At 70.3% G+C, this 15,682-nt stretch carries 13 protein-coding genes; 4 read left to right on the forward strand and 9 right to left on the reverse strand.

Annotated features, from left to right (window positions below; all coding sequences use genetic code 11):
• Positions 1-204: 204 nt before the first annotated feature.
• Positions 205-609, forward strand: coding sequence for an ATP-binding protein (locus ACU6P3_RS27945; protein ID WP_447194639.1), 405 nt, complete (start codon positions 205-207; stop codon positions 607-609).
• 332 nt (positions 610-941) lie between these two features.
• Here the strand turns inward: ACU6P3_RS27945 and ACU6P3_RS27950 are convergent, their stop codons facing one another.
• On the reverse strand, positions 942-1,994 hold the full coding sequence (locus ACU6P3_RS27950) for a DUF2637 domain-containing protein (protein ID WP_447194640.1): 1,053 nt from the start codon (positions 1,992-1,994) through the stop codon (positions 942-944).
• A gap of 247 nt (positions 1,995-2,241) precedes the next feature.
• Positions 2,242-3,153 carry a (2Fe-2S)-binding protein gene (locus ACU6P3_RS27955; protein ID WP_447194641.1) on the reverse strand — a complete coding sequence of 304 codons (912 nt, stop codon included), beginning with the start codon at positions 3,151-3,153 and terminating at the stop codon, positions 2,242-2,244.
• Positions 3,154-3,304: 151 nt separating this feature from the next.
• On the opposite strand from ACU6P3_RS27955, the gene ACU6P3_RS27960 reads away from it, so the two are divergent.
• Positions 3,305-4,132, forward strand: a complete 828-nt coding sequence (locus ACU6P3_RS27960) for a GntR family transcriptional regulator (protein ID WP_447194642.1) — start codon at positions 3,305-3,307, stop codon at positions 4,130-4,132.
• 377 nt (positions 4,133-4,509) lie between these two features.
• Positions 4,510-6,417 (forward strand): acyl-CoA dehydrogenase family protein, encoded by a 1,908-nt coding sequence (locus ACU6P3_RS27965; RefSeq protein WP_447194643.1) that lies wholly within the window; start codon positions 4,510-4,512, stop codon positions 6,415-6,417.
• Between the two features lie 68 nt (positions 6,418-6,485).
• Here ACU6P3_RS27965 and ACU6P3_RS27970 read toward each other — a convergent pair whose 3' ends face one another.
• The 6 genes from ACU6P3_RS27970 to ACU6P3_RS27995 form a co-directional block, all read right to left on the reverse strand.
• Positions 6,486-7,847, reverse strand: coding sequence for a cytochrome P450 (locus ACU6P3_RS27970; protein WP_447194644.1), 1,362 nt, complete (start codon positions 7,845-7,847; stop codon positions 6,486-6,488).
• 269 nt (positions 7,848-8,116) lie between these two features.
• Positions 8,117-8,707, reverse strand: coding sequence for a GTP-binding protein (locus ACU6P3_RS27975; RefSeq protein ID WP_447194645.1), 591 nt, complete (start codon positions 8,705-8,707; stop codon positions 8,117-8,119).
• A complete protein-coding gene (locus ACU6P3_RS27980) occupies positions 8,682-9,062 on the reverse strand; it encodes a DUF742 domain-containing protein (protein ID WP_344279716.1) in 381 nt (126 codons plus the stop codon). Before ACU6P3_RS27980 ends, ACU6P3_RS27975 begins: the two co-directional genes overlap by 26 nt.
• Complete coding sequence (locus ACU6P3_RS27985; RefSeq protein WP_030752210.1) at positions 9,059-9,469, reverse strand: roadblock/LC7 domain-containing protein; 411 nt, start codon at positions 9,467-9,469, stop codon at positions 9,059-9,061. Before ACU6P3_RS27985 ends, ACU6P3_RS27980 begins: the two co-directional genes overlap by 4 nt.
• Complete coding sequence (locus tag ACU6P3_RS27990; protein WP_447194646.1) at positions 9,466-10,731, reverse strand: ATP-binding protein; 1,266 nt, start codon at positions 10,729-10,731, stop codon at positions 9,466-9,468. Before ACU6P3_RS27990 ends, ACU6P3_RS27985 begins: the two co-directional genes overlap by 4 nt.
• A 781-nt stretch (positions 10,732-11,512) precedes the next feature.
• Entirely contained in the window at positions 11,513-12,280 is a 768-nt protein-coding gene (locus tag ACU6P3_RS27995) for a hypothetical protein (protein WP_447194647.1), read from the reverse strand.
• 467 nt (positions 12,281-12,747) lie between these two features.
• Here ACU6P3_RS27995 and ACU6P3_RS28000 point away from each other — a divergent pair, with 467 nt between their 5' ends.
• Positions 12,748-13,512, forward strand: coding sequence for a Clp protease N-terminal domain-containing protein (locus tag ACU6P3_RS28000; RefSeq protein ID WP_447194648.1), 765 nt, complete (start codon positions 12,748-12,750; stop codon positions 13,510-13,512).
• Between the two features lie 112 nt (positions 13,513-13,624).
• On the opposite strand, the gene ACU6P3_RS28005 is transcribed toward ACU6P3_RS28000, so the two are convergent.
• On the reverse strand, positions 13,625-15,592 hold the full coding sequence (locus ACU6P3_RS28005; protein ID WP_447194649.1) for a PucR family transcriptional regulator: 1,968 nt from the start codon (positions 15,590-15,592) through the stop codon (positions 13,625-13,627).
• Positions 15,593-15,682: the final 90 nt, after the last annotated feature.

The raw sequence follows: 15,682 nt of genomic DNA on the forward strand, positions 1-15,682 counted from the left end.
TCGGCTCTTCGCCGGAACCCGGCTCTGACGGAAGCTTCCCCGGACGGCCCCGGCGCATCCTCCGGGATACGGGAGGTACGGCGGTACGGATGAGGCACGGCGACGTGACGTACCCCATGCGTGGCGCTTCCGGGCCGGGGGCATGCATTCCGTGTACGCGTTCGATGGCAGGGGAAACCGTCGGCACGAACTGGGGGGACGGACGTGAAGACCGGGTTACGGCGCAGAGTGGGCGGCGCCGATCTCGCGGCGGTTCCGGAGGTGCGGCACGCGTTACGCGAGATGCTGCGGCACTGGCCGGAGCCGGATTCCGCGGCGGTGGCGGAGCTGTTGATGAGCGAGCTCGTCACCAACGCGCTGGTGCACACGGAGAGCGGAGCGGTGGTGACGGCCACCGTCGCGGACTGGCGGCTGCGGGTGGAGGTGCGGGACTTCAAGGCGGGGCTGCCGAAGCCACCTGAGCCGGCCCGGCCGGCACCCGATGAGGCCACGCACGGCAGGGGACTGGCGTTGGTGCGGAGCCTGGCGGACGACTGGGGGATACGCGCGCGGCCGCCGGGGAAGCTGGTGTGGTTCGAGCTGAACGGCGAGAGACCGAAGGCGGCGTAGCGGGCGACCCGGACAGGGTCCGGTGTGGCCCGGTGTGGCCTGGTGTCTCCTTCGGCACCGGCGGTCGGGCGCGAGGCGTGGTGGGAGCGCGTCGGCACGGCGGGAGCGCGTCGGCACGACGGCTGCTCGGCGGCGCCCGGAGGGCGGGGTACAACGGCGGACCGGCGTGACGGTCTTCCGTCACGCCGGTCCGAGTGCCCGGCCTGAAAGCGCCGGGGACGTGCCATGAGCGGCTGTCAGTACGGTCCCGAGTCGGTGCGGTGCTGTGCCGCTCTCCGCCCGGGCTCCGGGATCCGGGGCCGTCCCGCTCGCGCGGCCCGGCCGAGGCGGCGTCAGCCGTACTGCCGCTCCAGGTCCTTCAGCTTGCGCTCCAGGGAGTCCAGCCGGGGCAGCGCCTGCGTGTCGTCCTCGGCCGTGAGGTCCACGGTGCGGGTCTCAGGACCGGACGCGGGCTGGAGGGAGAGGCGGGAGCGCCGGGGGAGCTGTGCCTTCTCCGGTATGGCGGGCTCCGCGGCGGCTTCCACGGCCGCGGGGCTTCCTCCGGCGGTCGCGCCGACGGCGGGCAGCGGCACCTGACGGCCGCCGCGCCTGCCCCAGTTCCGGTGCTGCCGGTTGAGCGCCTTGAGCTGCGCGCGCTCCAGCTTCGCCTGCTCGCGGCGGCGCCGCTGGGTCTCCTCCTTCTGCCGGCGGTCGTCGCGCACCTCGTCCACGGCCTCGTCCAGCGTCCGTACGCCTTCGAGGAGCATCAGCGACCAGGCGGCGAAGGTCTCGCGGGGGGCCCGCAGCCACCGTACGATCCGGATCTGCGGCAGCGGGCGCGGGACGAGGCCCTGCTCGCGCAGCGCCGCCCGGCGGGTCTGCTTGAGCGCGCGGTCGAACAGCACGGCCGCCGAGAGCGACATGCCCGCGAAGAACTGCGGGGCGCCCTCGTGGCCGAGACCCCGGGGCGCGTGCACCCAGTTGAACCAGGCCGCGGCACCGGCGAAGGTCCACACCAGCAGGCGGGAACCGAGCGCCGCGTCACCGTGGCTGGCCTCGCGCACGGCGAGCACGGAGCAGAACATGGCAGCTCCGTCGAGCCCGAACGGGACCAGGTACTCCCAGCCGCCGCTCAGGTTCAGGTTCTCCTGGCCGAAGCCGACGAGACCCCGGAAGGAGAGGGCGGCGGCGACGGCCGCGCAGCAGAAGAGGAGCGCGTAGGAGGCCATCCCGTAGATCGCTTCCTTGCGCCGGCGGCGCTCCTCGCTGCGCTCCCAGGAGTCCTCGGTCTTGGCCTTGTCACCCGCGCGCTTGCCGCGGGTGATCACTGCCACTGCCACCAGGACACCGACGATCAACACGCCGATGGGTAGCAGCCAGTTCAGCGATATGTCGGTCAGTCGCATGCGGTGTTCCTTGCATCGCAGTAGGGCGTTTCGGGCGCCATAGTGGCGGAAGCACGCTGCCCCTCAGTGGGTTTTGGGACAAGAGAACACCAACGGGGCGGTGAGGCCCACACATTAGCGTGTTTCGCCGGCGCAGCCGTACGGCCGGCCCCTGTCATGTTCGATTAATATCACCCTCGGAGGCGGCACGCGGGCCCCAGGGTGACAGTGGGTCAGACGGGACGGAAGCAGCGTCAGTCGCTTCCGCTCAGCTTCCGTTTCCGCTCAACTTCCGGATCCGCTCAGCGTCGCACGTACGCGGACAGGTGACACACGTGTCCTCGGGGCGCACCGTGTAGAAGAGGCAGCAGCCGGCCCGGTCCCGGGTGGGCAGGGACGTGCCGTCCGGCCCGGTCAGCTCGCGGAAACCCGCCGTGCCGACGTACGGGGCGGTGGTCCCCGGCAGCAGCCGTCCCAGCTCGGCCATCGCGCGCCGTTCCTCGTCCATCAGGTGCGCGACGTACCAGAGCCCCTCGACGACCTCGTCGGTGGCCATGCCCCACAGGGCCCGGCGCCCGCGCCGCATCCGCGGGGCGAACCCGTCGAGGACGGGGCCGAGGTGCTCGGCGACGGCCGCCCGCGCGGCGGCGTCGAGGGCGGCCACGTCCGGTACGACACGGGCGCCGGGCAGCGCCGCCGCCGGGTCGTCCGGCAGACACGCGAACTCCCGTACCCGCACGGTCATCCGGCCGAGCGCCCGGTGGAAGGAGACGTCGGGGACGGGGATCCGGGGCACCCGGCGGTGCAGGAACCAGGGCATGGTGATCAGCAGACAGGCGGGCCAGGCGTACCGGTGCAGTCCGAAGCCCGCGATCACGTCGGGACGGGCCCGCCGGTCGTAGTCCCGCGCCACCTGCTCCACGTCCCAGGCCAGGAACGTGTCCAGGGCGTCACCGCCGGCGGCGAGCTCGGCCGCGGTCACCCAGCCCGCACCGTGCGGTGGGCGCTCGTCATCGGCGAGCTGGTCGACGCGCAGCGCGGGGAACACCTCGGTCAGCCGGGCGTACGCGTCCGCCAGAACGGTCTCCGGAACGGAGAAGTCCGTCCTGGCGGAGTCCGTCACGGGGAGGTCCGTCACGGGGGAAGCGGGAAGGCCGGGCAGCAAGGCGGGCACGGTCATGCGGGGCCACCGAATCACGATCGTTTGCAGGTAAGCCTTACCTTATCCGATTCGGGGTGTGTGGGAACCGGTCGCCGGTCGGCCTATGGTGCAGGGGTGAAAGGGCTCTCGCGAGCCGGCGGACCGGACCTGATGGGTGGGGTGGACCCGAGTGGAGCAGCGCGGAGCGCCGGGGGCCGCCGGAGGGGGCCCGTACGCGACGGGGCCGTCCGGAACGCCGGCGCCCGGGGCCGGCCGCGTACCCGGTCAGCCCGGGCCGGCGGGCAGCGCGGAGGCGGCGGCGCGGTGGCCCACGGGCGGCGCGGCACGGCCTGCGGAGCGGACCCGCGAGGCGCCGGACGGGCCGGCCCGCCCGGTGCGGCGGCACACCGTACGCGGACAGATCCTCGACGCCCTGCGCGCGGCGCTCGTCAGCGGTGAACTGGCCCCGGGGGAGGTCTACTCGGCGCCCGCGCTGGGCGAACGGTTCGGGGTCTCCGCCACACCCGTGCGCGAGGCCATGCACCAGCTGACACTGGAGGGCGCAGTCGAGGTGGTGCCCAACCGCGGCTTCCGGGTCACCGAGCGCGGTGCGCGGGACCGCGCCGAACTGGCGGAGATCCGGGCGTTGATCGAGGTGCCGGTCCTGCTCCGGCTGACCCGTACCGTGCCTCCCGAGCGGTTCGCGGAGCTGCGCCCGCTGGCGGACGCGGCCGGCGCGGCGGCGGCGTGCGGCGACCGGACCGGCTACGCCGAGCGTGACCGGGCCTTCCACCGCGCGTTGCTCACCCTGGCGGGAAACCGGCAACTGGTCCTGGTCGCCGACGAGATGCACCGCCGATCCCAGTGGCCGCCACCCGGATCCACCGCCGCCCGCCGGGCGGCTCTCCGCGCGGACGCGGCCGAACACACCGCGCTGCTCGACGCGTTGACGGCGGGGGACCGGGCGACGGCCGAGGCGCTGATACGGCGGCACTTCGCGGACACGGACGGCGGCTGAAACACATTTATGTAGTCGACCCCGACCCCAATTCCGCCCGTGTTGAACCGCGGCTATAGCCGGGTCGAGGCGATGGAGGCTCTGCGCGCAGCGCCGGGCCGGATGTCGGTCCGAAGTACGGCCCGCGTTCCTGGTAAGCCTGCCCGCACGAGGTGACCGTCGAGCCACCGTTACCCATTCCGGGACGGCGGACCTCATCCGAGACCCCACGGATGAAAGGAACACATTTATTCCCATGGGTGGACTCATCTAATCCTCGGCATGTTGACGAGTGTATGTGATGTTCGGCTCAAAAAAATGCCCCGGAAGTCCCTGGCTAAAAGTCGCCCCTTGGCATTCAATCGTGTGAGACCTTCCTTGCCAGTGCTAGGTTTCGTATGGAGTTACTTACCGCCATGCTGACATTTCGGGACAAGGTTCCCTTCTGGAGGGCTGCGAGGACGCAGAACCTCGCGGATAAGGGTCATGAGGCAGCCGATCCTTTTGTGCTGGACCTCGCTCACTCACTCTTCGACGGGGCCGATCAGGGACGGATTCACGGGCCCTGGAGAGAACTTCTGGGCACGGAGGAGTTCAGATATCGTCCGGGACTGTCCAGTGAGGAACGAGCGGCACTCTCTTATTCGCGGCTGCGTTCCGTGAATAAAACCATGGACTCTCCGGAAGAGCTGCCCCTGGACATACAGAGGCTGGCGGCCCTGCATGAGTGGGCCGGGGTGGCGGACGGCGGACTGGGTACCCTCGCGAGCATCCACTACAACCTTTTCATGGGAAGTTTGCTGGACCACAGGGCCGGCAGCCCGAAAGGGCATGACCTGTCCGACTACGCTTCGATGCGCAGGACGGGCACCTTCCTCTGCACCGAGCTGGATCACGGCAACGACGCGGCCGCGCTGCGGACGACGGCGGAATTCGACAGGGAAACGGGCGGATTCGTCCTGCACACCCCCGCCCCGGGCGCCCAGAAATTCATGCCGAACACCTCGCTCACAGGCGGACCGAAGACCGCAGTCGTGATGGCGCGGCTGGTCGTCGACGGTGAGGATCACGGGTGCTTCCTGTTCCTGACGCCGCTGAGCGATGAAACCGGACATCTGCCCGGAATCCACGTCAGGCAACTCCCGGATCGCACCGGTACCCCGATGGACCACTGTCTCACCTCTTTCGACCGGGTGCGGCTTCCTCATGAGGCGCTGCTGGGAGGAGAGCACGGGCGGCTCGGACGGGACGGCAGCTTCCACAGCGCCCTGGGCAGCGCGCGGCAGAGGTTCCTGAACTCCATCAGCAGGGTGACCAGCGGAAAACTATGCATGAGCGCGGGCGCTGTCGGAATGGCCCGAGCAGCCCTGGCCATCGCCGTGAAGCATGCGCACGCACGGCACATAAGCGGACCGAAGGCCGGTGAGAGGGTCCCGCTGGTGGCCCACCGCAGCCACGCCGGCAGCCTCCTGGACGGGATCGCGACCGTCTATGCGGCAACGTTTCTGCAGCGTGACATCGTTGCCCAATGGGCAGGACACACACCGGAGAACCAGGTCGAGGTCGAGCGTCTTGTCGCAGTGGCCAAAGGCTGGATCACGTGGCGGGCCCGCGAGATCACCGTGGACGCACGAGAGCGGTGCGGCGCACAGGGCCTTTTCCCGGTCAACGGAATATCCGACCTGACGTCGACCATTGAGGGCACGATTACCGCAGAGGGCGACAACCTGGTCATCTGGGTAAAGGCTGCCTCGGAAATGCTCTTCGAGTCCCGCCCCGACCGCCTCCGGCCGGATCCGCCGGCCGGCGAACAACTGCTGACCAACGTGACCTATCTGCGTGATCTGCTCGTCGAGGTCGAGCGCGACGCGCAGCGCAGGGCGAGCAAAGCCCTGCGCCGAGGTCCCATGGGCGACCCCCTGGGCCGCTGGAACGAGGCGTCCCCCGCGGCCCTGGAGATGGTGTCGGCGCACGCCGGCCGGAAGGCCGCCGATGCGTTCATCGCCGCGGCGGCCCGTGCGGTCGACCCGACGGCACGGATGCTCCTGGAGCACTTGTGCCGGCTCTTCCTGCTCCGTCAGCTCGAGCCCCACACCGGGGTGCTGCTCGCGGACGGCCATCTGACCCCCGACCATGTCCGCGGCGTCTCCGCTGCCGTCAATGAGGTCATCGCGGTCCTCGTACCGCACATGAGCGGCCTGGTTGATGCCTTCTGCCTGCCCGGTGAGTACCTTTCCTCGCTTCCGATCGCCGGCGGTGGCCTGATCGGAGACCAAGAGAGCGGCTGGTCGGCCTGGGGCCCGTAGACCCCTGGGCCCGACGCCTTCTCACGGCGGGGGAACGTCGGCGCGAACCCGGCTCGAGTGCCCCCTTCTTATCCCTTCCACCAGGAAAGGAACCCGCTCCAGAATCCCTTCTGCTGGGGAGCGGCAGACGTCTGCTCCCGCTGCGGACCTGAGGAGCCCGGCGCTGCCGCCGCGCGGGGTGTGGGACGGGCTTCCTCGCGAACGGGGCGAGTGAATCGGGCGGGCAGTTCCGTGACCGCCACGTGGAAGGGCCCGGGGGTGAACACCAGCTTGTCCTGGTCCACCGCCAGCTCCAGGTCCGGCAGTTGGTTGAGGAGGATTTCAATGGCCCGCGCGGTGATCAGCCGTGCGGGGTCCTTGGCCGGGCAGGCGTGCGGGCCCGCGCCCCAGGCGAGGTGGGCGCGCCTGCTGAGCGTCTGACGGCTCGTGGACAGGCTGGGATCGCTGTTGGCCGCGGCGAAGCTGATGAGCACGGGGTCTCCGGCGTCCAGCTTGCTTCCTCCCAGGTCGACATCCTGGACGGGGTAGTGCGCCGCGTAGTTGGCGATGGGAGGGTTGTTCCACAGCACGCTGTCGATGGCGTCTTCGACCAGAAGTTCACCGCCGTTCTGGTCATCAGGGCGCAGGATGACCAACAACGCGCTTGCGATGAGATCCGCGAGTGGCTGCATTCCCGCACCCATGAGCTGGATGAGCTGCGGGATCATTTCCTCGTCGGTGAGCGCGGCCGGGTGCTCCAACAGCCAGGAAGTGATGTCGTCCCCCGGCTTGCTGTGCTTCAATTGCACAAGCTCGGCCAATGCCCCGATCAGGATGTGCTTCGCTTCGTCGGCGTTGGCCCCGTCGAACATTCCTGAGATGCCGTACACCACTCGGTCGCCGATTTCGCCCGGGCAGCCGAAGAGTTCGTTGAAAACCAGGAGCGGCACGAGTTGAGCGTAATTGCCGACCAGGTCGACCCTGCCCTGTGCTTCGAATTGGCTGATCAGGAATTTGGTGGACCTGTCCACCAGGCGAGTCAGCCGGTGGGTGTCGACTCGGGCCAGGCTGTCCGTCATCGCCTGGCGCAGCCTGAGGTGCTCCGCCCCGTCGGCCATCAGCGGGCCGGGCAGGTATTCCATCATGGGCCGCACCGGGCTGTCGGCCGGCACGCGGCCTTCATTGAGGGCGCGCCAGCGTCGTGCGTCACGCGGAAACATGTCGGGGTTCTGCAGCACATGGAGCGCTGCCGCGTAGTCCGTGACCAGCGACGCCTCCACTCCGGGGGCGAGTTCGACCGGCGCGGCCGGGCCGAACTTCCTCAAACGGTCGTAGACGCCTGCCGAATCGGCTGAAAGGGCTCCCGTGTACAGCGGGGTGCGATGGTTCTGTCCGTTTTCGTGAGCGGGGCATCCCGGGGGCGGAGTGGGGCGATCGGCTGGGGACTGCATGAGTCAGGCTCCTATGTCAGGGCGTGCCAAAGAGAGAATCGGAGGATTTGCGAATGTCGGAGCTGTGCCCGAGCCGCCACGACTCCCACGTGGCCGGCCGCTCCGCGACCGTCGGCCGGGATGACGAGCTCGGGACGCGCCCCGGGGCGGGTACGCGGAAAGTGCCTTCCCGCTGTGGTGACAGAAGCCCTGGACAAGCCTCATCGCCCCAGTTCAGAAGGCACTTTCGCGTCACAGCTCAAGATCCGGACACGGCCGTGGGTGAAACGCTAGTTGAGGCGAGACTGGAGATAACGGACCAGGGTGATCAGCGAGTTCGCCGACGAGCGCTGATCGCGAGCGTCACAGTTGACGAGCGGCGTCTCGGGCAGCAGGTCGAGCGCTTCCCGGATCTCCTCGTCGGAGTGGTGTGACGTGTCGTCGAACCTGTTGACGGCGATGGCGTAGGGGATGCCGTAGTGCTCGACCAGGTCCATCACCGGGAACGACTCCTCCAGTCGGTCCGGGTCGACCAGTACCAGTGCGCCGAGCGCGCCCCGGGACATGTCCTCCCACACCTGGACGAAGCGCTGCTGTCCGGGTGTTCCGAACAGGTACAGGACAAGCTTCTCGCTCAGGGTGAGCCGGCCGAAGTCCATGGCGACCGTGGTCGTGGTCTTCCCCGGCGTGCCCTTGAGGTCGTCGACGCCGGCGCTCGCCTGGGTCATCACCTCTTCGGTACGCAGCGGCGGGATCTCCGACATGGTGCCGATGAAGGTCGTCTTGCCCACCGCGAAATGCCCCACCACCAGGATCTTGGCAGCGGTCTGCACCGAGTCGCGCAAATAGACGCCGTTATCCGAAACGGGCTTGAAGGCCATGCAGCACCTCCTCGAGTATGCGTCTGTCGACCAGCTTCGCAGGGGGTACGGGAGCCCGGGTGTAGAGGTATCCCGCCTGTGTGAGGTCCGACAGCAGAAGTTTGACGACGCCGACCGGCAGCTCGGTGTGCCCGGCGATCTCGGCAACCGCGAGATAGCCTCCGGAACACAGGTCCAGAAGGCGTCTTTTCTCGGGGTCGAGTTGACCGGTCGGGGGCATGTCCTGAGCCGCCGTCACCAGAGTGATCAGCGAGAACTCGTCGTCCGCCGGAAGGCTTCTGCCATTGGTGATGACATACGCGCGTACTAATGGAGCGGCTTCGAGTTCCAGGTCCGGATCATCTGGTGTTGTCATGCCTTGGTGTCAGCAATCTCTCGAGGGGGGCTGGTCAGGGACTTGCCGAGCTGGCCGACGAGCTGCTGCATACGGAAGGTGATCTCGGCCATGTCGACCTCGGGCGATGCCGAGACGCCGAGATAGGCGCCTTCACCCGCCGATATGAGGAAGACGTAGCCGTGGTCGAATTCCACCAGCGTCTGCCGCCACTGCGGCCGGTTGTGCGGGACCTTGCCGACGAACTCCGAGACGGTACGGCTGAGTGACTGCATTCCGCTCATCGCGGCAGCGACGGTGTCCGCGTGGTCCTTGCCGACGTCCCGCGAACGCGCCATGAGCAGACCGTCGGCCGAAACGAGGATCGCGTGCCGGGCCTCGGGCACTTCAAGAGCGCTGTCAAGCATCCATGACAGGTCGTAATTCACTGAGTCTCATGCCCTTCGGTGAATGCGTTGGGGGAACGTCGGCCCGACCGCGTTCCGCGCTGGAAAGCCCCCATGACGGACGCGGCCTGCTCGCTGGAGCGCTGGGGCACGTCCTCTGTGTCGCCGCCCGTGCCCTGCGCGGGCTCCTCCGCCGACGGCACGATGGAGATCGCGCCGCGCCGGCGCCGCTTCGGCAGACCGCCCATCGTGGTCGGGGCCGGCGCCGCGTGGCCCTGGCCGCCGAACGAGATCGGCTCGGGATCCGGACTCTGGCCGCCGAACGCGGTCGATGTCGCCGGGGCGGGCGCCGCCGGGCCCTGATCGGGCGGCATCGGGGAGGACGCGGCCACGGCAGGGGTCTCCTTCGGCTGAGGGTCCGGCCTGAGTTCCGGTTCCGGCATGGCGGTGAGGAGTTCGTCGGGCAGCAGGACGACCGCGCGTACACCGCCGTAGGGGGAGGTGGAGTCCACGGAGACGGTGAAGCCGTAGCGGGCGGCGAGCACGCCGATGACGGTGAAGCCGAACTGCGGCGGGTTGCCGAGTCCGGAGACACCGGGCGACCGCTCGCTAGAGAGCAGTTTCGCGGCCCTGTTCTTCTCTTCCTCGTTCATGCCGACGCCGGCGTCGTCGACGATGATGCAGACGCCCTTCGGCACCGGCCGGATGTTGATCTCGATCATCGTCTCGGGCGCCGAATAACTGGTGGCATTGTCCAGTAGTTCGGCGAGCGTGAGCGCGACGGGCTCGACCGCGCGGCTGACGATGGCGAAATTGCTCTGGGCGCGGATCTCGACCCGGGTGAAGTGGCGGATGCGGCCCTTCGCGCTGCGGACCACATCGTAGAGGGACGCGGCGGAACGCTGTCGGCCCAGCCAGCCGTCGCAGAGCACGGCGATGGACTGGGCACGCCGGGCGAACTGCGAATTCATGTGGTCGATGTCGAGGAGATCCTGGAGGATCTGCTGGTCCCCGTATTTCTCCTGAAGCTTGGTGATCACCAACTGCTGTTCGCCGGCGAGGCCCTGGAGCGTGCGCATGGCGGACTTCAGGGCCGTCTTCGTGGCCTCTTCCGCCCGGTCCTTGGCCTCTTCCACGGACTCCGTGTAGTGCTCTTCCAGGCTGGTGTAATGAGCCTTGAGTTCCTGTTTTTCCTTCCGTAGTTCGGCGATCGTCTTTCTCCCGCGAATGATCGCGGTCGCGGCCACAGGAGTTCCAGCGGCTATCAGGCCCCAAAGCGCTGGATCCTGGAAGTATTGCGTCATAAGTCTCTCTTAGGCGACTGGGCCACCACGGACTGAAGGTCTGCGAAGGGCGGGGCGTTCGAGTCAGCTCGCCGTAATTGACATCTCGCGGTCACAGACATATGGATCGGTCGCGCATACTCGCCTGCCGTGCTGCCTGGAAAGGCCCGGCTAATGGCATAGTTCTCCCCGGGGTGGCGGAATTCTGGGCCGATGCGCTGACTTTTCGTATGCCATAGCGGGTTTGGTGCCGCTTGGCAAGCTCCGCGATCTTATCACCACACGATCGAGTGATGGACGTATGGTTTGTTCCGATTTTCTCGTATCTGACTGGTACTCAGCGGCCTTCCTAATTTGCGCGCTTTGATGGCTGTTTCTCGTCTGCCGTGAGGCGCTTTCCGCGTACCCCATTGTCTGCCCACGGGTGCTGTGCCCCTCTTTGTTCCTGTCGATGGATCATGCCAAGGGCAAGGTCGTGACGAGTGCGTAACGGGGTTGTGGGGAGCCCGTGGTGAGGGGTGGGGTGGGTGGTATTCGGCCAGAGTGACGCGTGGGGCTTCACCTTGGCGAACGCGGGCCGCAGCAGTGAGGGGATCTTGGATGTGGTCGCCGGGCCTGGACGGCCGCGCAGCTCGCGCCGGTCCGGGATGTGGTTGCAGAGGGTGCCCGGGGAGACGCCGAGGAGTTCGGCGATCGAGGTGATGCAGCGGCCGGGGGTGTCGGCACCGGTCGGCCCCGTCGACCTCCCCGGCGGAGTCGCGCGGGCGCTCCGGGCCGCGGGGCGAGTGGTCAGGCCGCGGGGTCAGGCCGCGGGTGCGGGCGGTGGCGCGAGCTGGTCCGCCAGCCAGGTCGGTACGCCGCCCAGCAGCCGGAACAGTCGCCCGGCCTCCGCGCGTAACCGTCCCGCCTCCGGTTCCGGCTCGACGTCCGCGAGCGCGGCGAGCGCGGGTGCCGTCCCCACGAGGTAGCCCAGCTCCTCCCGGATCCTCAAGGACTCCCCGAAACCGTGCCGGGCCTCGGCCAATTCGCCTTCCCGCAGGGCCAGTCCGGCCAGATGGCGCCAGGTGAAGGAGAGCAGCAGCGTCTCCCCGCCCGCCGTGGCGGCCGCGTGGGCGCGGCGGTACGCGGCGCGTGCCGACTGCGGGGAGTCCGAGAGGTGCTCGGCGATCAGCCCCCGGCGGAAGTCGAGAAGGGCGCGGCCGGGGGCGTCCGGGCCGAGCAGGGCCGCCGCCCGGCCGAGCGCGGCGCGGGCCTCGTCGGCCCGGTCGCGGACGCCGAGGACCGTCGAGGCGTACGCGAGGTGGCCGCGCTCGCAGGCGGCGGCGCCGCGCTCGTGGTCCTCGCGCGCCGTGGCCTCCGCCGTACGGAGGGCCTCCTCCGCCTCGGACCAGCCGGCGCCGGTGAACAGACAGCGTTCGGTGAGGAGGGCGGCCCGCTGCAGCGCGGCCGCCGGTGCGGTGGCGTGCGGGGTCAGCAGGGCCGCCGCGTCGCTCCAGCAGCCGCGTGAGCGCAGCCGCCACACCGCTGTCTGGAGAGGGTCGTCACCTGTGGTGGTTTCGGTGCCAGACATGGCGGAATACGCCACATTGCCCTCCCCGAGCGCGCCATTGTGCTGTTGGGTGTGGGACGCATCTCAGCATGGATGGGCATGCCGGGCCAATAGGTCAGGTGAAAGATTTCACAAACCCATGACCGACGCCGGTGGTACAGGGGCGTGAGGCGGGGGCGCGTACGGGGTCCGCGTGGGGCGCACGGTTTCGGGGGCGGACCCGGCCGGGGCCGGGGTGCCCGCGCTGACGTGGGGGTGAGGCGATGGTGGCGGATGATCCGGTCCGCCCGGTGCGCTCGGTGGGCCGTTGATCGTTCCCTCGTGACCGGTTTGGGTGACGGTGGTCAACTGCCGGTCTAGCGCCCCCTTTTCGAGGGTCGGGCGCCTCCTTCGCGGTCCGGGGTGACGGCTCGAACGCGTCGCCGCATTGAGCCGCGATTGTCAACGACGGGTTGACGCCCGGTGGGTGTCAACCTAGGGTTGCCTCCATGACGCAACCCACTCGCGTGAATCATCCCGTGCGCCTCGACGACCTGATCGAGGCCATCAAGAAGGCCCGTCCCGACGCTCTCGACCAGCTCTCCGACGCGGTGATCGCCGCCGATCACCTCGGGGAGCTGGCGGACCACCTGATCGGCCACTTCGTGGACCAGGCCCGGCGCTCCGGTGCCTCCTGGACGGAGATCGGCCACAGCATGGGGGTCACCCGGCAGGCGGCACAGAAGCGCTTCGTGCCGAAGGACCCCGGCACGACCTCGGACCTCGACCCCAACCAGGGCTTCGGCCGCTACACCCCGCGGGCCAGGAACGTCGTGATCGCCTCGCAGAACGAGGCGCGCGCCGCGGGCAACGACACGATCACCCCCGCCCACCTGGTGCTGGGGCTGCTGAGCGAGCCGGAGGGGATCGCCGTGAAGGTGATCGCCGAGCAGGGGGTGACGGCGGAGGACGTGCGGACGGCGGCCACGGCCGCGCTGCCGGCGGCGGCCGAGCAGGTCCCCGAGCTCGTCCCGTACGACGCGGGCGGCAAGAAGGTCCTGGAACTGACTTTCCGGGAGGCCCTGCGGCTCGGCCACAACTACGTCGGCACCGAGCACATCCTGCTCGCGCTCCTGGAATTCGAGGACGGCGGCGGCGTGCTCACCGGCCTCGGCATCGGCAAGGCGGCCGTCGAGGCCCGGATCGTCGAGGCTCTCGAGGTGGTGACGGCGGCGCTCGGCGCGGAGGCCGCCGGGGCGGCGGAGGAGAAGTGACCCCGGCCGGGCGGTGACGGGGCGGCCCGGCCCGGAACGGGGGTGCGACCCGGAACGGGGGTGCGGCCGGGGCGCGTCGCGTCCCGGCCGCACCGCGCCCACCATCGTGCGCTCAGCGCATGCGCAACGCCAGGAAGAAGTCCAGCTTGTCCTCCAGGCGGGACAGCTCGCGGCCCGTCAGCTGTTCGATCCTGCCGACGCGGTACCGCAACGTGTTCACGTGCAGATGCAACCTGGCCGCACACCGCGTCCACGAGCCGTCGCAGTCGAGGAACGCCTCCAGGGTCGGGATCAACTCCGCGCGGTGGCGCCGGTCGTAGTCGCGCAGGGGGTCCAGCAGCCGGGCCGTGAAGGCGAGCCGTACGTCGTCGGGGACGAAGGGCAGCAGCAGGACGTGCGACGCCAGTTCGTGGTGGCCCGCCGCGCAGACCGGGCCCGGGCGGGCGGCGGCCACCCGGCGGGCGTGCCGGGCCTCCTCCAGCGCGCCGCGCAGGCCCTCCGCCGAGTGCACGGCCGCGCTGACGCCCAGCGTCAGGCGTCCGTCGTCCCCGAGTCCGGAGGACAGCGGTCCCGCCACGGCCGCGAGCAACGTGTCCGCGTGCAGCGCCGCATCCGGGTCGGCACCGAGCCCGGTGCCGGACACCGTACCGGCGGCTCCCGTCTCCGGCGCGGTCCGAGCCCGTACGGCATCCGGACGGTCGGCGGCCGGCCGGTCCGTTCCCGGACCGTCCGTGCCCGATTCGCCGGGAAGCCGCCGGTCGCTTCCCGGCGGAGGCAGGGGGACCAGCGCGATCGCCTCCTCCCCCGACCGTGCCACCGCGATCCGGTCGGCGCCGTCCGTCCCCACGGCCGCCGGGTCGACCAGGATCTCCTCGAGGAGCGCCTGCGCCACCTCGCCGTGGGCGCTCGACGGGCCGCCGCCGGATGCCGACGTGCTGCCGGTCGCGGTCGCCGGGGAGTCGCCCGGGCCGGTGCCGCTCGTGCCGGCCGCCGGCTCCGCCTCGTCGCCGGGCGGGGCCCACTCCACCCGGGCCACCACGACCTGCCAGCGCGGTGCCGTCGGGAGCCCGGGCAGCAGGACCGGCGCCGCGACCCGGAGGCGGGCGGCGATCTCAGCGGCCGGCGCGCCCGCCTGGACCAGTTCCAGGACCTCCTGGGCGAGCCGGCGCCGTACGGTACGGGCCGCGTCCCGCCGGTCGCGCTCCACCGCGATCAACTGGGTCACCCCCTGGAGCAGGTCGAGCCGCGCCGCCGGCCAGTCGCTCGTGTCCGCCTCGACGGCGAGCAGCCAGTCGGACAGCGCCGTGCGCCGCGTGCCGCGCGCGTCGTGCGGGCCGTGCCGTTCGTGGGGGCGGTGCGCGTCGTGCGGAGGAGGCGCGGTGGCGGCGCCCGGCGCGGGGGCGGCGGCGTGCCGGGCGTCCGTCACGCGGAACAGGGCGTACGCCGTTCCCTCCACCACCGTCCGGTACGGTCCGGGGCGGCCCGTGCGCACGGCGGCCAGATGTTCCCCCGCGAGCGCCGCCGCCCGTGCCGGGGACAGCGCCACGGGGGTGCCCGCGATCCGCCGGCCGGTCGGGGAGAGCACCCACGCCCGCAGGTCGAGGTCGGATCCGAGGAGGTCGAGCACGGCGTCGGGGCCGCCGCCGGCCGGGCCGGAGGCCATCAGCCTGCGGTGCCGGTCCACGACCGCCGCCAGGTCCCCGGCCCGTTCACCGGAGACCTGCCGCACCACGTGCTCGGTGATCGTCGCGAAGGCGACCTCCTCGCTGACCGCGAAGAGCGGCAGCCGGTGCCGGGCGCAGGCCGCGACGAGGTCGTCGGGGACCGGGCCCAGTTCGGCCTCGCCCGCCGCCAGCCCGGCGACCCCGGCGGACGTGAGGACGCGGACGAAGGGTTCGGAGTCCTCGGCGCGGTGCCGCCAGGCGAGACCGGTGAGGACCAGCTCGCCCCCGGAGAGGTAGCGGCTCGGGTCACGCAGGTCGGTGGTCATCACCCCGCGTACGGAACGGTCCAGCTCCTCCTCCCCGCCGAGCAGCCGCAGGCCCAGCGCGTCGGTCCCCAGCAGTGCGCGCAGCCGCATCTCGTCGCCGCCGATCTCTCTCGTTCGATGGTGTGGGTGCCGGAACCGTCCGGTCCCGCAGCACCCCGATCGTTCTCGATCAAGGTTGCC

Source organism: Streptomyces hebeiensis (assembly GCF_052983195.1).